This is a genomic window from Luteibacter sp. P1_D3 (assembly GCF_056406135.1).
The window spans coordinates 131240-150882 of sequence record NZ_JBFUAT010000001.1; the positions used below are offsets into that span (position 1 = coordinate 131240).

The following is a 19643-nucleotide window of genomic DNA, read 5'->3' on the forward strand; positions in this document are numbered from 1 at the left end:
CATGCCGACTTTCTTCATCGACCGCCCCATCTTCGCGTGGGTCGTGGCGATCCTGATCAGCCTTTGCGGCACGATCTCCCTGCTGAACATGGGTATCGAGTCGTATCCGAACATCGCACCGCCGCAGGTCGTCGTCACGGCGACCTACCCGGGTGCGAGCGCGGACACGACCGAAAAGACCGTGACCCAGGTGATCGAGCAGCAGCTGACCGGTATCGATCACCTGCTCTATTTCAGCTCCGCCTCCAGCTCCAGCGGCACGGCAACCGTCACGCTGACGTTCGAGACCGGTACCGATCCGGACATCGCCCAGGTCCAGGTGCAGAACAAGGTGTCGCTCGCGACGCCTCGCCTGCCTTCGGAAGTGACCCAGCAGGGCGTCGTGGTGGCCAAGTCCAACCCCGACTTCCTGATGTTCGTGGCGTTGATCTCGTCCAATCCGGCCATCGACGGCAACCGCCTGACCGACATCGTCTCCTCGCAGGTGCTCGACCAGGTCGCCCGTATCCCGGGCGTGGGCAGCACGCGTCAGCTGGGTGCCGAGTACGGCATGCGCGTCTGGCTGAATCCGGACAAGCTGCGTGGCTACGGCCTCTCGGCGACCGCGCTCAGTAACGCGCTCAGCACGCAGAACGTCCAGTTCGCCGCCGGCTCGATCGGTACGGATCCGGCCGTCAACGGGCAGGGCTTCAGCGCCACGGTGTCGGCGGAAGGCCGCTTCACCACGCCGGAAGAGTTCTCCAACATCATCATCCGCGCGAACAACGACGGTACCGTCGTTCGCCTGAAAGATGTGGCGCGCGTCGAACTCGGCCCCCAGACGTATGGCTTCAATGCCCAGTGGAGTGGCACGCCTACCGGTTCCTTCGGTGTGCAGCTGTTGCCCGGCGCGAACGCGCTGGACGTCGCCAACGCCGTACGCGCCAAGATGACCGACCTGGCCAAGAGCTTCCCGGACGGTGTCACCTGGTTCGCCCCGTACGACACGACCCAGTTCGTGACGATCTCCATCACGGAAGTGGTGCATACCCTGGTCGAGGCGATCATCCTCGTCTTCCTGGTGATGCTGCTGTTCCTGCAGAACTTCCGCGCCACGATCATCCCGACCCTGGTCATCCCGGTGGCCCTGCTCGGCACCTTCCTCGGTCTGTCGCCGCTCGGCTTCACCGTTAACCAGCTCACGCTGTTCGGCATGGTGCTGGCGATCGGTATCGTGGTCGATGATGCGATCGTGGTGATCGAGAACGTCGAACGCATCATGTCGGAGGAAGGCTTGCCGCCTGCCGCCGCCACACGCAAGGCCATGGGCCAGATCACCGGCGCCATCGTGGCCATCACCGTGGTGCTGGCGGCGGTGTTCGTGCCCTCGGCCCTGCAGCCGGGCGCCTCGGGCATCATCTACAAGCAGTTCGCGCTGACGATCGCGGTGTCGATGGGCTTCTCGGCCTTCCTCGCCCTGTCGTTCACGCCGGCCCTTTGCGCGACGATCCTCAAGCCGACCCACGGCGAGCGGAAGAACATCGTCTACCGCAAGTTCAACCAGGTGTTCGACAAGGTCCAGCACACCTATTCCGGTCACATCGGCAGCGCGATTCGTCATGCCCCTCGCTGGATGATCGTGTTCGTGCTGATCGCCGTGCTCTGCGGCTTCCTGTTCGCCAGGTTGCCGACCAGCTTCGTCCCCGACGAAGACCAGGGCTACGCGCTGGCCATCGTGCAGCTGCCGCCCGGTTCGAGCATTGCCCGCACCGAAAAGGTGATGACGGACATGCGTGCGGTCATCCTCAAGGACCCGTCGGTCGCCGGCGTGTTCCAGATCTCCGGCTTCAGCTTCGTGGGCTCGGGTGAAAACGTCGGCATGAACTTCATCAAGCTGAAGGACTGGGATACCCGTGACCTCACGGCCACCCAGATCATCCAGCAGATGAACGGCAAGATGCAGGCCGTGCGCAACGCCACGATCTTCGTGGTCAACCTGCCCACGATCCGCGGCCTGTCGCAGTTCGGCGGTATCGACATGTACCTGCAGGCTCGTGCCGGCCAGTCGCGTGACGAACTGACCCAGGCCCGTAATGCCCTGCTCGGCGCCTCGGCGCAGAACAAGGCCCTGGTCGGCATTCGTCCGAACACCCTGGAAGACGCCCCGCTGCTGCAGCTGAGCGTGGATCGCACCCAGGCACAGACCATGGGCCTGAATGTCAGCGATATCTATACCGCGATCCAGCTCACGCTGGCCCCGGTGTACATCAACGACTTCCAGTACGGCGGCCGCGTGAAGCGCGTGATGCTGCAAGCCGACGCGCCCTACCGCATGGGCACGGACGCGTTTGCACACATCTTCACGCCCAGCACGCTGGCCTCGGCATCGTCCAGCAGCACGTCGAGCACGACGGGTAGCTCGGTGGCCAGTGCGTCCACGGYGACCGACAGTTCGATGATCCCGCTGTCCACCGTGGTCCATTCGAAGTGGACGATGGCGGCACCGACGCTCAACCGTTACAACGGCTACTCGGCGGTGGAAATCGTCGGTAACGAAGCGCCGGGTTACTCGACCGGCCAGGCCATGGGTGTCGTCGAAGGCATTGTCAACGACAAGCTGCCGAAGGGCTTTGGTTACGACTGGACAGGTCAGTCGTACCAGGAAATCCTCTCGGGTAACTCGTCGACGATGTTGCTGGCACTGTCCATCGTCATCGTGTTCCTCTGCCTCGCCGCTCTGTACGAAAGCTGGTCGATCCCGGTCGCCGTGCTGCTGGTAGTGCCGCTGGGCATCCTCGGTACCGTCGTCTTCTCGATGCTCCGCGGCCTGCCGAACGACATCTACTTCAAGATCGGCATGATCACGGTGATCGGCCTGGCGGCGAAGAACGCCATCCTGATCGTCGAGTTCGCGGTGGAGAAGCAGCAGGAAGGCAAGACGCTGCGCGAGGGCGTGGTCGAGGCCTCCCGCCTGCGACTCCGCCCCATCCTGATGACCTCGCTGGCCTTCATCCTCGGCGTGTTCCCGCTGGCGATCTCCACCGGCGCGGGTGCCAACTCCCGCCACGCGATCGGCACGGGCGTCATCGGCGGCATGCTCTTCGCCACCTTCCTCGGCCTGCTGCTGATCCCGGTGTTCTACGTCAGCGTCCGCCGCATGCTGGGCGACAAGCTGGACGAAGTCTCCAAGACGATGCCGCACGTTGGTCACGACGACGACAACGATCCGCACGGTGGTGGTGACGGTCACGGCCCGCACGATGGTGGCCCGACCAACCTACAGCCGCATGCACCGAATGTGGGCGATGTAAGAGCCTTCGATTCGGAACCGCACCGCGGCACTTAAAGAAGCAACATCGCGAACGAAAAAGCCCGGCGAAAGCCGGGCTTTTTTTGTGCTCAATGTAGGAGCCGATTCATCGGCGATGCTTTCCGCCCCAACTCGCCGCACACACCGAAAGAAACGACCCACCTCTCTGCCCTCTCCCACCCGACAGAATCCAGAAGCGACTGAATCAACCCTTGGTGATCCGGAAACACGGATATCACCATGGAAGAAAATTCAGAATCCTTCTATTCCAACAAGCCCACTGAACGTAGTTCCATGTTCGTGCGGGGTCAGCCGTGACCCTGACCTTCGAATGGCACTACGCGAAAGCTCGTTCAAACAAATACAAACACGGCGTCTCCTTCGAAACTGCTCGCGTTGCCTTCACCGACCCTTACTACCGCCAGCTCCCGCGCCTCGACCGCGACGACGAGGAACGATCTCGTATCGTCGCCCTCGCTGCGGAAAGATTGCTCTTCATCGTCTACACCCGTCGCGGCCCGAACATTCGTCTTATCTCTGCCCGAGAGGCAACCCGCAATGAATCACTTGGATACTGGAAGAATCGTCACCTGCACGCTTGAACCTGACACTCAACCCACGTCGGAGCAGATCGCAGAGCTTGCCGCCCTGGAAGGCCGTCCCATCGATTTCAGCGACATTCCTGAAACCCCTGCGGACGCMCTTTGGCTTTACACGGGGCCTGGAAACTTGCTCGGGCGCTTAGAGGCGGAAGCGCGAGAACGCGAACTTGCCGGCGGTCCCTTCGACTGCATCGAGCGATTGGTTCCGGAGATGCTCGCGAGAATCGCCGCCATGAAGGATAACTTTCTCGACTTCAGCGACATGCCGGAGATGGCGCCGTATGCTGTCGCGCTTATCACTGGTCACGGCCCTAGCCTCGGGGCACTTATGCCGGAAGGCTACGAACGCATACCGGCTGCCGCGTGATGAAAAAAAACCCCGGCCATGCCGGGGTTTCGTCTACGTCGTGCCAGGGGGCGGTGAAATGTGCCTCAGCGCAACCCCGTCTCCGCACGCGCAATCACCAGTCGCTGGATCTCGCTCGTCCCTTCGTAGATCTCGGTGATCTTCGCGTCGCGGAAGTAACGCTCCAGCGGCATTTCCTTCGAGTAGCCCATGCCACCGTGAATCTGCACGGCCTGGTGAGTGATCCACATCGCCGCTTCCGAGGCGACCAGCTTGGCCATCGAGGCTTCGGTGCCGAAACGGCCGCCGGTCTTTTCGACCTGGCCCTTCACCCAGGCAGCGCGCAGGGTCAGCAGTAGGGCCGAGTCCAGCTTGCACTTCATGTCGGCGATCTTGGACTGGGTCATCTGGAACGTGCCGATCGGGTGGCCGAAGGCCTTGCGATCGCGCGACCAGGTCAGCGTCGCTTCGTACGCGGCGCGGGCGAGACCGATCGCCTGCGACGCGATGCCGATGCGGCCAGCGTCCAGCACCCCCATGGCGATGCCGAAGCCCTTGCCTTCGGCGCCGAGCATGTCGTCCGCCGGGCACACGTAGTCGTGGAACTCGATTTCGCAGGTCGCCGAGGCGCGGATGCCGAGCTTCGGTTCGGTCTTGCCGGCCAGGAAGCCCGGACGCTTCGTGTCGATGATGAAAGCCGACACGCCGCGCGCGCCCATCCCCGGCGTGGTGACCGCGAACAGGACGATGTAGCGGGCGACGGGGCCGGAGGTGATCCAGCTCTTCTTGCCGTTGATCACCCAGTCACCCGCGTCGTTCTTGACCGCGCGGGTGTGCATGTTCGATGCGTCGGAGCCGGACTGCGGCTCGGTGAGCGCATAGGCGCCGATGGCCTCGCCCGAGGCAATCGCGCGGACGTACTTCTGCTTCTGCTCTTCGGTGCCGTTCTTCAGGATGCCGTTGCAGAACAGCGAATTGTTGACCGACATGATCGTCGAGGTGGCGGCATCGGCCGCGGCGATCTCGACCATGGCCAGCACGTAGGCCACCGGGTCCATGCCCGCGCCGCCGTACTCTTCGGGCACTTCGATGCCCATCAGCCCCAGCTGGCCCATCTCCTGGATGTTTTCCAGCGGGAATTCACCCTTCGCGTCGTGTTCGGCGGCGACGGGAGCGATGCGCTTCTGGGCGAAGTCGCGGGCGATGGACTGGATCGACAGTTGGTCGTCGGTAAAGCGGAAATCCATGAGCATTCCTCGGGCCGGCCGGAAGGCTGGCAAGTCTTGGGGTAGAGACAAGCCGCCCATTCTAACGGCCGTTCGAGACATTGCCTCCATGCACTGCAACATCGGCCTTGACGCTGGACCGGCGGGGCCCCATCCTTATGTATCTCTCTATCGCGATAAAAGGATTCGGCATGGATCTGTCGACGGCCTCCACCGTGCTTCGCCTGCTGGCCGACCCGACGCGCGTTCGCCTGCTCGCCCTGCTGGATCGCGAGGAGTTGACCGTGGCCGAACTGGCCTCCGTGCTTCACCTTGCCCAGCCGCGCGTATCCACCCATCTGGCCAAGCTCAAGGAAGCCGAGCTGGTGCGCGACCGGCGGGCCGGTGTGTCCGCCTATTATCGGGCCAATGCGGACGCCGATCCCACGCTTGCCGCACTCGTGGCCTCCCTTCGCGACACCCTGAGCGACGCCTTGCTACGTGAGGATGCCGAGCGCCTCCCCGCCGTCCTCGCGCAGCGAGCGCGCACGGAGGGCTGGGCCGATACCGTCGCTGGCGACATGGAGCGCCACTACTCACCGGGCCGCACCTGGGAAACCCTCGCCCGCTCCCTGCTCCAGCTGCTCTCGACCGGCGATGTCCTGGACATCGCCTCCGGGGACGGAGTGACCGCCGAGCTGCTCGCCCCCCACGCGCATTCCATCGTGTGCGTCGACAGTTCCGAGCGCGTGGTGGATGCCGCGCGTCAGCGCCTGGCCAGTTTCACGAATGTCGACGTGCGCACCGGCGACATGCACGACCTGGACCTGGAAGCCGACCGTTTCGATCTTGTCCTGTTGCTTCACGCCCTCACTTATGCGGAGCGGCCAGACGCCGTATTTACCGAGGTGGCGCGCGTCCTGAAACCCGGCGGCCGGCTCCTCGTCTCGACCCTGGGCGAACACGAGCATCGCGCCGTGATCGAGCCCTTCGACCACCGCAACCTCGGCTTCACCTGTGATGGCCTGGTCGCGATGGCGACCGCCGCCGGCCTCGACGTGGTCAGCTGCGATCGCCTCAGCCGCGAGCGCCGCGCGCCGCATTTCGAAGTGATCAGCCTGCTCGCACGCAAGCCCTGACCGGAGACCGCCGATGAGCACCCTACCCTGGCTACACCCCGACCGCGTCGCTCTCATCGAGAAGGCGCTGTCCGAGCGGATCATGATCCTCGACGGCGGCATGGGCACCATGCTGCAAGGCCACCAGCTGGACGAGTCCGGCTACCGCGGCGACCGCTTCTCCGGCGGCCTCGACAGCCTTCACGAGCACCATCACGATCATCCGGGAGAGTGCGACCTCAAGGGCAATAACGACCTGCTCCTGCTGACCCAGCCGGAGATCATCCGCGGCGTGCACATGGCCTATCTCGAGGCGGGCGCGGATTTCGTCGAGACCAATACCTTCAACGCGACGCGCGTGAGCCAGGCCGACTACCACCTCGAGCACCTGGTGCCCGAGCTCAACCGCGAGGGCGCGCGCATTGCCCGCGAGGCTTGCGATGCGATGACGGCGCGTACGCCCGACCGGCCACGCTTCGTCATCGGTGTGCTCGGCCCGACCAGCCGTACGGCGTCGATCTCGCCGGACGTGAACGACCCGGGTTTCCGCAACATCAGCTTCGAAGCGCTTACGGCCAACTACATCGAGTCGGCGCGTGCGCTGATCGAAGGTGGTGCCGACACGATCATGGTCGAGACCATCTTCGACACCCTGAACGCCAAGGCCGCCCTGTTCGCGCTCACCGAACTGTTCGACGAGCTCGGCGCCCGCGTGCCGGTGATGATCTCCGGCACCATCACCGATCGCTCGGGCCGCACGCTGTCCGGCCAGACCGCCGAAGCGTTCTTCTATTCGGTCGAGCACATCCGACCGCTGTCGGTGGGCCTCAACTGCGCGCTCGGCGCGGAAGACCTGCGTCCTCATGTGCAGATGCTCTCGCGCATCGCCGGCAGCGCGGTCAGCACGCATCCGAACGCAGGCCTGCCGAACGCCTTCGGCGAGTACGACGAAACGCCCGACGCCATGGCCGCGACGATCGCAAGCTTCGCTGCCGACGGCCTGCTCAACATCGTCGGCGGTTGTTGTGGCACGACGCCCGCTCACATCGCGGCGATCGCCGCCGCCGTGGCGCCCTACCCGCCGCGCGCACGTCTGGATGCCACGCAAGCCGCATGACCACTCTCCGCCATACCCGCCTCTCCGGCCTCGAGCCGCTGATCCTCACGCCCGACCTGAATTTCATCAACGTCGGCGAGCGCACCAACGTCACCGGTTCGGCGCAGTTCCGCAAACTGATCAAGGAAGGCCGTTACGAAGAGGCGGTGGACGTCGCACGCCAGCAGGTGGAGAACGGCGCGCAGATCATCGACATCAACATGGACGAAGGCCTGATCGATTCCGAGGCGGCGATGACGCGCTTCGTCAATCTGATCTCCTCCGAGCCGGATATCGCGCGCGTACCGATCATGGTCGACTCCTCCAAATGGAGCGTGATCGAAGCCGGGCTGCGCTGCATGCAGGGCAAGGGTATCGTCAATTCCATCTCGATGAAGGAAGGCGAGGCGCTATTCCTTGAGCACGCACGCAAAGTACGCCAGTACGGCGCTGCCGTGGTCGTGATGGCCTTCGACGAAGTCGGTCAGGCGGATACGAAGGAGCGCAAGATCGAGATCTGCTCGCGCGCCTACGAGCTGCTGGTCAACGAGGTGAACTTTCCGCCGGAAGACATCATCTTCGACCCGAACATCTTCGCGATCGCCACGGGTATCGAAGAGCACAACAACTACGCCGTCGACTTCATCGAAGCCACGCGCGAACTGAAAAAGCGTTTCCCGTCGTCACACATCTCCGGTGGCGTGTCCAATGTGTCGTTCTCGTTTCGCGGCAACAATCCCGTGCGCGAGGCGATCCATTCCGTGTTCCTCTACCACGCGATCGCGGCGGGCATGGACATGGGCATCGTCAATGCCGGCGGCCTGTCGATCTACGACGACCTTCCCGAGGAGCTGCGCGAGCGTGTCGAGGACGTCGTCCTCAACCGTCGTGCCGATGGCACGGAACGCCTCCTCGAGATTGCCGACAAGTACAAGGGCGGCAAGGCCGAAATCGCCGTCGAGACGGCAGCCTGGCGCGAAAAGCCGGTCATCGATCGACTCAGCCACGCACTCGTGCACGGCATCGACCAGTTCGTGGTCGAAGACACCGAAGAGTTGCGACTGATCTCGAAGCGTCCCCTCGACGTGATCGAAGGACCCTTGATGTCCGGCATGAACATCGTCGGCGACCTCTTCGGTGCCGGTAAGATGTTCCTGCCGCAGGTGGTGAAGTCGGCGCGTGTGATGAAGAAGGCGGTCGCCCATTTGATCCCCTTCATCGAGGAAGAGAAGCGGATCTCCGGCGACAGCGCGAAGAACAACGGCAAGATCGTGTTGGCCACCGTGAAGGGTGACGTCCACGACATCGGCAAGAACATCGTCGGCGTGGTGCTCCAGTGCAACAACTTCGAGGTGTTTGACCTCGGTGTCATGGTGCCGGCACAGAAGATCCTCGACACCGCCCGTGAAGTCGGTGCCGACATCATCGGCCTGTCCGGGCTGATCACGCCCTCGCTGGAGGAGATGAGCCAGGTCGCGCGCGAGATGCAGCGTCAGAACTTCCAGGTCCCGCTGATGATCGGCGGTGCGACGACATCGCGCGCGCATACGGCGCTGCGCATCGAGCCGCACTACAAGTCACCTACTGTTTGGGTCAAGGACGCCTCGCGCGCCGTTGGCGTCGCGCAGTCGCTGGTCAGCAAGGATCTTGTCGACGAATTCATGATCAAGGTTCGCGCCGACTACGCCGAGGTGCGCGAGCGCCACAAGGGTCGCGGCACCGGCAAGCAACTCGTGCCGCTGGCCAAGGCCCGTGCGCAGCGCTTTGCCGGCGACTGGCAGGCCTATGTCCCACCGACCCCGGCAAAGCCCGGGATCACCGTGTTCGACGACTACGACCTGGCCGAGCTGCGTACCTACATCGACTGGTCACCGTTCTTCAACGCCTGGGAGCTGGCAGGTAAGTTCCCGGCCATCCTCACCGACGAGGTCGTCGGCACCCAGGCGACCGAGCTCTACAACGATGCCCAGGCCATGCTCGACACCCTCATCGCTGAGAAATGGCTCACTGCCAAGGGCGTGATCGGCTTCTGGCTGGCCGCGCAGAGCGGCGACGATATCGAGGTGTATGCCGAGACCGGCACGGCGAAGCGCAAGCCCGTGGCGACGCTACGGCACCTGCGCCAGCAGGTGGACAAGCCCGTGGAACGACCGGACTTCTGCCTCGCCGACTTTGTCGCCCCCAAGGACAGCGGCGTGCAGGACTGGATCGGTGGCTTTGCCGTCACCGCCGGCATCGGCATCGACGAACACGTGGCCCGCTTCGAGGCCGGCCACGACGACTATTCATCGATCCTGCTCAAAGCCCTGGCGGACCGCCTTGCGGAGGCCTTCGCCGAGCGTCTGCACGAGCGCGTGCGCAAGGAGTTCTGGGGTTATCAGCCGGACGAGGCCCTGGACAACGACACGCTGATCGCCGAGGGCTACCGCGGCATCCGGCCGGCCCCCGGTTACCCGGCCTGCCCCGAGCACACCGAGAAAGGCACGCTGTTCGAATTACTGGATGCGACGACGCACACGACCGTCCAGCTCACCGAAGGCTTCGCGATGTACCCCACGGCGGCCGTCTCGGGCTGGTACTTCTCACACCCGGACAGCCAGTACTTCGTCGTCGGCCGCATCGGCCGCGAACAGGTCGAGGACTACGCAAGGCGCAAGGGCTGGGATCGCATCGAGGCGGAGCGCTGGCTGGCGCCGTACCTGGATTACGACCCGGATTGACGACGGCTGGGCCGGGGCCGGTCGCCACCCGGCGTGATCCCGGCCCGACCGGATAGCCACCCGGCCCGATCAGGTCTCTTCTGGGCCGCCGGGCCTGATCTCTTCTTTCTGGTTCCTGTGCTTCAGGTGTGCAAAGACGTTGTAGAACGACACAATCATCGGGAAGGCCGTCTGGATGATGCCGACCGAGTCGTTCTTGCCCCAGATGAAGTACGCCAGCGTGAGCACGCTGCCGCTGACCGACAGGTACCAGAAGGACATCGGCACGGTGACCTTCTTGTTCTTCTTCGTGGCGTAGAACTGGACGAACCAGCGCGCCGTGAACAGCAGGGTGCCGAGCAGGCCGATGATCTTCCAAGGAGTCAGGACCAACAGGTGAAGGTTCGCGAGGGCTTCGTGCATGGCGGTGTCCGTTGAGTCAGCGGGCGCATTGTACTGGCGGCGCCTTGCGGCAACCTGAAAATTAGGACTCGCGGGTTGGAAGGGTTCCGGCCTGCCCTGCGGATCGTCGAGACGCTCTCCGGCGGGCGCAGCTATCAACGATGGCCCCGAATCCTGCGAGACTGGCCATACTATGCGTCACATCACATCGTCTCGATTGTGAACGAAAAAACACCTGGCTTCGGCGCATATTTCAAGAAGGTTCGCTGCGCGACCTCAGCCTCAAGGCAGTCTGCAACACCGGGATCGGGATCGCACACGATTTTCATTTGACCATCGTGTTTCTCAAGGAGTGGCTTGTTTGCAGCAGCATTTCCAACCCCCCGCCCTTCCTTCAAGAGGTGGACATCCAGCCCCATGAATATCCATTTGCAATCGCCCTGATAGAACTTATCTGAGAGCGCCGTCACGACATAACTATCCCCCTGACGCTCCACGGTAGCCGGGGAATGAACGATTTCCTCTATACGGGCGCCGGAGATTTTTTGCAGGGGCGCGCACGCATGGTTGCTCACATACCACTCACCCGTCGCCCTGACCGCATCGACGAAGCCAATCTGCGGCGTGACCTTCACGACCATCGGGATGTGCGCCGAGGGATTCTCGGTAGGTGTGGGTGCTGCAGGGTTTTTAGTATCGGCGCCGGGCGCAGCATTTGAGCTTGTGCTGCTGCAGCCACCTGAGAAAGCCATCACTACGCCAATGGCTAACGTGCAGATCATCATTGAAAGGTTTTTCATTCGTTCCCTCATCCTTGCGATGCATCCGGCTGAGAAATCCGCCGCCTAGGTGGTGGCTAGGCCAACGGTGACCGCCGCCAGACTTCTCATTCGTACCCCCATCATTGTTCGGGACGCTCCCGCTAGAAAAGGTGCCTGAATCGAATGCAGGCAGGCATCTCCCGGACACAAGGATACCGATACCGGTGGTTGCCCGCTCGATGACAATCCGGCCGACGGCGGATGCCGAAACGCCTGTGGGCATCGGGCAGCATGAACGCCGCCTGGTTTGTGCACGTTCTCGGCGCAAACAAAAAGGGAAACCCGCGAGGATTCCCCTTTGAGTCCCTGMTAGGCAGGGGGTATCTGATGGTGGGCGGTACAAGGATCGAACTTGTGACACCTGCCGTGTGAAGGTTCGCTGCTACACGCACGCTCACTGCCAGCCACAAAAAAACCCGACCTGAGGGGCCGGGTTTTGTTCGAACTATTGGTGGGCGGTACAAGGATCGAACTTGTGACACCTGCCGTGTGAAGGCAGTGCTCTACCGCTGAGCTAACCGCCCATCGAGCGCGGCATTTTATGCAAGAAAGCCGCTCCCGTCAATGCCTGGCCCTATCAGGGCAGGCACGTCGTCGAGGTCAGCGGAAGCGGGGTCACGGTCAGCGAGCCGGACTGGCGGAGCACCAGGGTCGAACCCTGCATGCCGGAGACGTTGGTACCCACGGTGCCGGTCACATCGTTCACCGTCTTGCGTGCGCAGGCGACAAAGGTCAGCGAGGTCCGGCCCGCGGTGGTCACGAACTGGCCCTGCTGGTTGAAGCTGAAGACCTTGGCGTCCGTCGCGCGGATCGAGGCGCCACGGATCTGCGGGGTGTACCGCAGGATCGTCATGTTGGACGAGCCGACCTTGTAGGTCTGGTCCGCACCCGTCGAACTGACGTCATAGGAATACACGATCCAGCCCACGTCGTAGTCGAAGGTCGACCCGGTCGGGATGTCGCACTGCGTACCTGCCGTGCTCCGGCAGATCGATACGAAGCGATGCTGGCTCGCGGCCTGGCCTCGGGCCAGCTGCATGTCCGCGTTCAGCGAGTTGACCGCCGTGACCACGTTACTGCGGTTCATCACCGCGCGAAAGCTTGGAACCGCAACAGCCATCAGGATGGTGAGGACGGCAACCGTTACCATCAACTCGACAATCGACAGGCCCGACACGCGTGCGCCCTTACCCATCTGCCCCCTCCCGGCGCGGACCATCACCAGCAGCGCCCGTTGCTGTTCTTCGTGGTATCGGTGAGCGCCGGCAGTTTTACGCCCTGTGAGTTGATGCTGAGTGGCCCGCACACATCCTTGGCCTGCGAGTTACCTGGCACGGGCGCGGCCGTCGCCGTGTAGTCCTTGGTCAGATCCGTCTTGGTGATCGTGACGGTGTAATAGCCCTTCTCCGAGGTCGCACTACCGAGCTTCAAATCGCCAGTGACCGGATCGTCACCGTATTTGTTGAACGTCGCGTAGTAACGCTCTTGCGCGTTCGCGACGCGCATGAGCAGTTCCTGGCCGTCCGCGCGGCGGGCACGGTAAGCGTAGCGCCCATATTGGGTGACCGCGATGGTGGCGATGATCGCCATCACCATCACCACGATCATCAGCTCAAGCAGCGTGAAGCCGCGCATCCGGCGGACGTTACTGATCATTGAGAATCCTCCAGGAACGACGGCGCCAGATGGGCGCACCTGCCGAGAATGCCGCACCGCCACTACCGGTCACCGTGACACCCGGGATGATGATACTGCCGCCACCGAGCCCGGTCGCCGCGGGAAGGCCGCCGGTCGCCGGCGGATTGTCGACGCGCGAGCCAGCCACCGTGTATGGCGAGCCCGAGGGATACGCGCCATCACCACCGGATACACCCGCACCCGCACCGCCGGTCGACGAGTCGACCACCATGATGGCGCCCGCACGCCCCGGATTGCAGGGATCGGGCGTGGTCGGGATCAGCGTGGTGATGATCGCGCGGTTGGTGTTGAACAACGCCGTCGGCGTGACCACGACCTTTTCACCCGGCGAGATGAGGTCGAAGTACCAGCCACCTGGCTTGGCATTGGTCGGCGCCGGATTGGTCGTGAGACCGCGCAGGCCGGTCGAGGTCTGATCGAGCAGCTGCTGGACGAGCTTGTCCTTCGTCCACGGCAGGCCGGTCTTGACCGTCTGCCCGAGGTCACGGATGCCATAGACCGACTGCGTCACCGAGCCAGCACTCGTGCGGTCATCGTCGCCGATGAACTTGCCCGTGCCGAACACGACGATGAAGTTCTGCGAGTTCGGATCCGGGAACAGGCGCGGCATGACCGTGATCGGCTGCGCCGTGTTGGTCGCCGGCCGGAACATCAGGTCGACCGTGTTCAGGTCCTTCAGGTTGAAACGCCACAGGTTACCGACGAGGTCACCGGCGAAGGCGACGTCGTCGATCTGGTCATTGTCGTAATCGCCCAGCACCGGCGAGGAAAGACCATAACTCGGCGTGGTCACGCCGCCATAGCTCGTCGGCGTCTTCAGTTCCTTGATGAGTGCGCCGGTCTGCGCATCCAGGATGAACAGCGAGCTGTTCGTGGCATCCGCAGCCGCCGTGCCGTATTCGGGATCGGTGCTGTCGGTCGGGAAGTAACCCGCGGGTACCAGCACGACCCACTTGCCGTTCGAGAGGCGACCGATATTCGGCTGCCCGAAGGTATAACCGAGGTTCGCACCGATCTTGTTGCCGGAACCGTCGACGGAGTTGGCGTTGAATTCCCAGAGGACCTTCTTGCTTGCCGCCGCCGCGTTGGTCACACCGGACGAGGTGATGTCGAGCGCGTAGATGCCACGGCCGCCGTAACGCAGGCCGCCCACGAGGATCGTGTGCCAGCCCACCGCCGACTTGGCACCGCTTGCGCTGAAGTACACGTCGCGGGTGATCGGCGTGGAGTCCACCGTCGGGCGATACTTGAAGTTGTCCTTCTGTGAGAAGAACCAGAGCTTGCGGTAGACCGCGTCGGGAACGTACGACCAGAGTTCCGAGCCGGCCGTCGTCGACTTCGCCTTGGCCTGTGCATCGAAGGCGTGCAGCATGCCGTCGTTTGCCGCAACGTAGATCGTCGGCATACGAGTCAGGTTCGCGGCCACGAAGGCCGAGTAGCTCTTGGTGGGATCGGGCGTACTGCCGTTATAGGCCGCCGTCTCCGGCGACTGGACCGTCGGCGTCGCGGGATTCGGTGGGAAAAAGTCACGGTAGCCGCTGGATGGATATGCCACATAGACCGGCTGGGCATTCACCACCGCACCGAACAGCGAGCTGCGTGTACGCAGCAGAGCGCCTTCGTCCGTCGTCGTGCCGCGAACCCAGTCCACACGGTTGGTGCCCTTGCTGTCGCTCGACGCGGTGGTGGCGCTACCGTCGCTCGAATCCATGATCTGTTTCTGCGATGACGTCAGGTTGGTGTAGAGGAATTCCACGCCATTACCTTCGCCCGGACCCGCGCTCGTCACGATCGCGCGATTGGTACGCCCCTTGAGCAGCGTGGAGACTTCCCAATCGGCAGTACCGCGACCACCGGAGGCGGTCAGCGGGTATTCCGTCAACGTACCCGACCAATCCACGGACGAGAAGTTGGGAACGTAGGTCAGCGCATTCGGACCCAGCACGCCATCGTTCAAGGCAGGAGCCACGGCACTGGACGAGGTGGCGATCACCGAGTTGATGATGTTGACCAGGCTGCTGACCAGAGAGCTCGGATCCGAGGCATTGAAGAACCCGCCGCGGCTGTTGATGGCACCATGCCAAGTGTCGTCGACGCCTTCAGGCGCGTTGTTCTTCGGCTGCGGCCAGGCTTTCGTACCCGCCAATAGCGCCGGGTAGTCACCTGGGTAGTCCAACGTGCCGGCCACACCGAGGGTCACGAAGAACTGCGCGACGTGCTGCCATGTCGCCGGATCGTTGACCGGATTCCAGTACACGGTGTCGTTCTTGCCCGGATCGGTCAGGTCGACGGGCGTGGTCGAGGTCAGGTCCTTCCAATACGGCTTCACGCCGTTGGTCAGGGTCGGCTGGAGATCCGTCGACCAGTAGAACCAGGAGATGTTCGCCATCGAGGTCAGATACGCGCCACCGGCCACATTGCCGTAGATTATCGAGAAGCTGGCGGTCGGCGAATAGCTCCGTGCGTCCGGCAAGGTCTGCGATACCTGAGCCGTGTTGGAGGACGTCAATCCCGGCTGGGTTTTTCCCACGGTTCCCGGGGGCGTAGGATCGCCCTCGTTCCAGTAACCGTCGGTCACCAGCATGTGGAAGTTCTTCCGGCAGACGAGATCGGCCGAGTCCGAACCGGTGAGGCCGTTCCAATAGGGATCCGCCGTCGACTTATCGAGCGCCTGGCGGAAGATATCGCCAGCGCGAATCGTCGCCGCGCGCGCCGGCGTGGAATTGCCACCGACCACCTGCAACATCCATTTGTAGAAGTTGGCGCGCACGGTGGAATTCAGGTCGCCGATGTCCTGCAGGACGGCCGTGGTACCGAACTTGGTGTCGTAGTCGGCGTCCGCGGCGCCACTGTTGGCGCCGCCGCCGTTGGCGTTCGCCATGTTCTGCCAGGCGATTCGGACCGAGTTGCCAATCTTCGAGAACGCTTGCGACAACGCCGTACGCGTCATCATGTTGCGTGTGCGGTAGTACGCGAACCAGTTGGCAAAGTTCTGGTACTGCGAGACGGGCACGGAGACGGCCTCCCAGTTGCTGGCCGTGTACAGGGTGCCGGTGTTCACCGTCCCGTCGCTATTGGTGATGTTCACACCGGACTTGAGGCGCCAGTAGTAAGGACCGCCCGTCGGCTTCGCGCCGGTGTCCGGATCGGCTCGCGTGCCGTCGAAGGGATTGGCCAGGTTGGATGCATCGCTGCATACCCAGCGTTCACCATTGATGATGCCCTTGCTGTTGTACGTGACATTGGTGCCGAGCATATTAGTGACGCGCGCGTCCTTATAATCGGCATTGCTGTTGCGGTTACCGAGAAATGGAGCGGCTCCTCCCGCTGGCGTCTGCTTGTTATCAGGACGATTGACGTCGATGCCGTTCAACCAGACCTTCGTGAGGGTCGCATCCGCATTCGGCATCGGTGCGCCGTTGGCATTCACCGCCGTCGTGTAAGTGATGTTCGGGTTGTAGTACACGCCGTTCATCGGCTTCGACGCGTTGTTCTTGGTGTCCTTGATGCGCGGATCGATGACGCCTGCGCAGGCCCAGGGTGCGGAGTAATTCCAGCCGCCCTGGTCGAAGGGCCGGTTGTCGCCCATGTAGTAACTCTGCATGGAACCGGAATCATCGAAGGTCACCGCGATGTTCGGCGCGACCGAGGTCGTCAGATCGGGCGGCGTCGTGCTGAGATTGGTCGCCGCTGCGGCGGCCTGGCCAGAGAATCCGCCCATGCCCGTGAGGACCATGGCGGTGACGAGCGTTAGCAGTCGATGGGGTGCGCTCATGACGGAATCTCTCAGTTGGCCTTGGCCGCGAACGTCGTCTCAAGCACACGAACGGTGTTGTCGTTCGCGCCGGTCGAGCGGGCGGTGATGCGGTAAACGTGACTATCGACGCTGGTATTGCCCGTGCCGGCTGCGGTCTGTCCGGACTCGTGCTGGGATCCGAGACCCGGCGGCACTTCCACGCCGAGGTCTTCGATCAGGTAGACCGGATTCTGAGTCAGCTGGAAGGTCTTGTCCGCACTTGCCGTGGTCATGGTACCGGCCGAGTACGTCGAGCTACCCGCCGTAACCCAGCCCGGCGACGTACGGAAAGTGTCCACCACCGTATTGGGTGTTGCGGCGTCATAAATGTAGCAAGTCGGGCCGTTCGTCGTGCAAGCCAGCGGCGTGTTGATACTCGCCGTCCAGAGGCGCCACTCGGCGCCACGGACGGCGGATTCCGCACCGAAGTCCGCCAGCTGCGAGCTGCGCAGACCACCCACCAGCCGCAGCTGCATCAACGACGTGCCGGAAGCCGACATCGCAAGGATGGTGATCAGCAGCAGGAAGATCAGCGCCACGACGAGCACGACGCCGCGCTGCGCCTGGGGGGCGCGCTGCAAGGGTCGGAAGCGGGAAAGTTTCATGGTGTCTCCGGAACGCATATCAGGGGTTGTAGTTGCGGACCATCACCAACGAGGTCAGCTGACGGCGCAGGCGGTTGTTGGGGAACCCCTGTGCCGAGGGCTGGATCGCGAGCTTGGACGTGCTGGCTTCGGTCGGGTAAACCGGCGCGGGCGTCCCGGTCGTGGTGTCGGGCGTGTAGAGGAAGGCCGTCTCGGGCGTGGTGAGGTTCGGCATCGTCACCTGGCTCGATAGCAGGATGGACACCTCGATGCTCTTCACGGCGCGCCACAGGCAACCCGGGTCGGTGATAGTCAGGTTCGTGTTGGCGACCGTCGGTGGACAGGTGATCGCACCGTTGTTGCGCGAGTCGACCTGGTCGGCGGTCAGGAATCGCACGCCGCCCGTGGCGTCTTCGATGCCATAGCGGAAAGTCAGCCGCTCGACACCACGGATCAGTTCCTGGTCCGGCACCGAGACAGTCGTGCCGTTGACACGGCGCATCAGCGCACCGGTCTTCACGCCGTTCGCCGTGCCATCGTCGCTCACGACCTGCACGTAGTAGGTGACGTTCTGCATGTCGTTCATGAAATCGTACACACGCGGCGCCGACTGCGGCTGCAGGTTGAGCGGCGGTGAGAAGTTCTTGCTCGGATCCGGCGTGATCACGCCGCTACCGCTGACGTTTACCGCGAAAATCTGCGAGGTCGAGCAGTCGGCCACGAGCGCCATCTTGCCCGTGAAGGTCGACGCGAGAGGTTCGCCAGCGGCCGGATTCAGGTCGATCTCCGTCAGCGTACCGTCGGCGGCGTTGCCCTTGACGATATTGGTCGCACCCAGGCGCCAGCCGCGCGCGGAGTTCAGGTAGCGCACGGTGAGAACGTCGGTGCCGACGACGCGATTGCCCACGGCGGTACCGACCGTGTTCAGCGTGCCGCCCAGGAAAGTGACAGGAATCGGCGTGCAGGCGGCGCTACCGGTGCAGTTGTAGCCACGCATGTACATGAACGACGGCATGTAATACGGCGTGGTGGGTGCAACCGGATACGTGTTCTTCCCCGACGTGGCGCCCCAGTTCGTCGTGTTTTCGAACAGCGCCGGCAGCGTCAGGAAATTGTTCGCAAGGATCTTCGGGGTACGCAGGCCGTCGAGCGCCACGTTCGACGAGGAAACCGTCGCGATGCCACCGGTGTTGTTGCAATAGACGCCGCCGGCCATGGCCAGGTCGTCGTTGAGTTGACCGATCGCAAAGCGACCGTCTTCCTGCATACGGGCCAGCTGCGTCTGCACGCGATTGCTGTTCGAGGTGGACAGAAAGACGGTGATGATGCCGCCAGCGACGATGATGCCCAGCAACATGGCGACCATCAACTCAATCAGGGTGATGCCGCGCGCTGCCCGGCGGAAAAGGGAACGCGTGATCATGGCTCGAACACCCAGGTAAATGACTGAAGGGCGGAACTGTCGGTGTTGTCGTCGGTGCCACCGCTGGTGCCGCGCTCGGCCCAGGTGATGATCATCCTGCAGGTACCGCCATACGGCGGCCGCAGCCCAATCTGGGCGGTGGGGTTGTACGAGGTGCCCGTGGCGGGCGTGCAAGCGATCGACGTCGTGCCCAGCCCAGGCAGGAAGGTCTGGAGTTGGGTGGTCCAGAGGATCTTGTCGCGCAGGGCGACATCCTTCGGGACACAGGCGTTGGTGATATCGCACTTGGGCATCGTGCCCGTGACCGGAAAGGTATCCGTGTAGTCGCCTTCCCAAAGGCCGTACGGATTGGCACGCATCCGGTCGGCCATGCTGTTGGCCAGGAAGGTCACGTGGGTACGGACGAAGGCGGCCTGGTTGGACCGGGTCGACACGATGAGCAGGCCCGCAAGGCCAATGAGGCCGATGCTGAAGATCAGCACGGCCATCAGAACCTCGATCAGCGACACGCCTCGCACGGCGCGCCGAAATTGCTTGTGTGCCACGAAGGCGTCCCCCTACTTA

General features: G+C 63.3%; 15 protein-coding genes and 1 tRNA gene. 6 read left to right on the forward strand and 10 right to left on the reverse strand.

All coding sequences use genetic code 11. From position 1 onward, the window contains the following. Position 1: 1 nt before the first annotated feature. The 3 genes from AC1DYM_RS00625 (at position 2) to AC1DYM_RS00635 (ending at position 4258) form a co-directional block, all read left to right on the forward strand. Positions 2–3325, forward strand: a complete 3324-nt coding sequence (locus tag AC1DYM_RS00625) for a multidrug efflux RND transporter permease subunit (RefSeq protein ID WP_477334972.1) — start codon at positions 2–4, stop codon at positions 3323–3325. 278 nt (positions 3326–3603) lie between these two features. Next, the gene (locus tag AC1DYM_RS00630) at positions 3604–3891 is read left to right on the forward strand and encodes a BrnT family toxin (protein ID WP_477334974.1); all 288 of its coding nucleotides are present in this window, start codon (positions 3604–3606) and stop codon (positions 3889–3891) included. After that, positions 3848–4258 (forward strand): hypothetical protein, encoded by a 411-nt coding sequence (locus AC1DYM_RS00635; protein ID WP_477334976.1) that lies wholly within the window; start codon positions 3848–3850, stop codon positions 4256–4258. The genes AC1DYM_RS00630 and AC1DYM_RS00635 overlap by 44 nt, the downstream gene beginning before the upstream one ends. Positions 4259–4323: 65 nt before the next feature. On the opposite strand, the gene AC1DYM_RS00640 is transcribed toward AC1DYM_RS00635, so the two are convergent. Further along, a complete protein-coding gene (locus AC1DYM_RS00640) occupies positions 4324–5544 on the reverse strand; it encodes an acyl-CoA dehydrogenase family protein (RefSeq protein ID WP_477335464.1) in 1221 nt (406 codons plus the stop codon). Between the two features lie 110 nt (positions 5545–5654). Between AC1DYM_RS00640 and AC1DYM_RS00645 the strand changes: the two genes are divergently transcribed. From AC1DYM_RS00645 to metH, 3 genes are read left to right on the forward strand one after another with little or no spacing between them, the layout of a single operon-like run. Next, the gene (locus AC1DYM_RS00645; protein ID WP_477334978.1) at positions 5655–6581 is read left to right on the forward strand and encodes an ArsR/SmtB family transcription factor; all 927 of its coding nucleotides are present in this window, start codon (positions 5655–5657) and stop codon (positions 6579–6581) included. Between the two features lie 13 nt (positions 6582–6594). After that, a complete protein-coding gene (locus AC1DYM_RS00650) occupies positions 6595–7677 on the forward strand; it encodes a homocysteine S-methyltransferase family protein (protein WP_477334980.1) in 1083 nt (360 codons plus the stop codon). Further along, positions 7674–10376, forward strand: coding sequence for a methionine synthase (metH, locus tag AC1DYM_RS00655; RefSeq protein ID WP_477334982.1), 2703 nt, complete (start codon positions 7674–7676; stop codon positions 10374–10376). Before AC1DYM_RS00650 ends, metH begins: the two co-directional genes overlap by 4 nt. A gap of 69 nt (positions 10377–10445) precedes the next feature. Here the strand turns inward: metH and AC1DYM_RS00660 are convergent, their stop codons facing one another. The 9 genes from AC1DYM_RS00660 to pilV form a co-directional block, all read right to left on the reverse strand. After that, positions 10446–10778 carry a lipid-A-disaccharide synthase N-terminal domain-containing protein gene (locus AC1DYM_RS00660; RefSeq protein ID WP_046966483.1) on the reverse strand — a complete coding sequence of 111 codons (333 nt, stop codon included), beginning with the start codon at positions 10776–10778 and terminating at the stop codon, positions 10446–10448. A 182-nt stretch (positions 10779–10960) separates the two neighbouring features. Continuing rightward, the gene (locus tag AC1DYM_RS00665; protein ID WP_477334984.1) at positions 10961–11557 is read right to left on the reverse strand and encodes a hypothetical protein; all 597 of its coding nucleotides are present in this window, start codon (positions 11555–11557) and stop codon (positions 10961–10963) included. Positions 11558–12027: 470 nt separating this feature from the next. Beyond that, a tRNA-Val gene (locus AC1DYM_RS00670) sits at positions 12028–12102 on the reverse strand. Between the two features lie 53 nt (positions 12103–12155). Beyond that, the gene (locus AC1DYM_RS00675; protein WP_477334986.1) at positions 12156–12773 is read right to left on the reverse strand and encodes a GspH/FimT family pseudopilin; all 618 of its coding nucleotides are present in this window, start codon (positions 12771–12773) and stop codon (positions 12156–12158) included. Between the two features lie 23 nt (positions 12774–12796). Further along, on the reverse strand, positions 12797–13234 hold the full coding sequence (locus AC1DYM_RS00680; protein ID WP_477334988.1) for a type IV pilin protein: 438 nt from the start codon (positions 13232–13234) through the stop codon (positions 12797–12799). Beyond that, positions 13224–17051 carry a pilus assembly protein gene (locus tag AC1DYM_RS00685; RefSeq protein WP_477334990.1) on the reverse strand — a complete coding sequence of 1276 codons (3828 nt, stop codon included), beginning with the start codon at positions 17049–17051 and terminating at the stop codon, positions 13224–13226. The genes AC1DYM_RS00680 and AC1DYM_RS00685 overlap by 11 nt, the downstream gene beginning before the upstream one ends. Positions 17052–17062: 11 nt before the next feature. Further along, complete coding sequence (locus tag AC1DYM_RS00690; protein ID WP_477334992.1) at positions 17063–17677, reverse strand: pilus assembly PilX family protein; 615 nt, start codon at positions 17675–17677, stop codon at positions 17063–17065. Between the two features lie 19 nt (positions 17678–17696). Beyond that, a complete protein-coding gene (locus tag AC1DYM_RS00695; RefSeq protein ID WP_477334994.1) occupies positions 17697–19079 on the reverse strand; it encodes a PilW family protein in 1383 nt (460 codons plus the stop codon). Next, positions 19076–19624, reverse strand: a complete 549-nt coding sequence (pilV, locus tag AC1DYM_RS00700) for a type IV pilus modification protein PilV (protein ID WP_477334996.1) — start codon at positions 19622–19624, stop codon at positions 19076–19078. The genes AC1DYM_RS00695 and pilV overlap by 4 nt, the downstream gene beginning before the upstream one ends. Between the last annotated feature and the right edge of the window lie 19 nt (positions 19625–19643).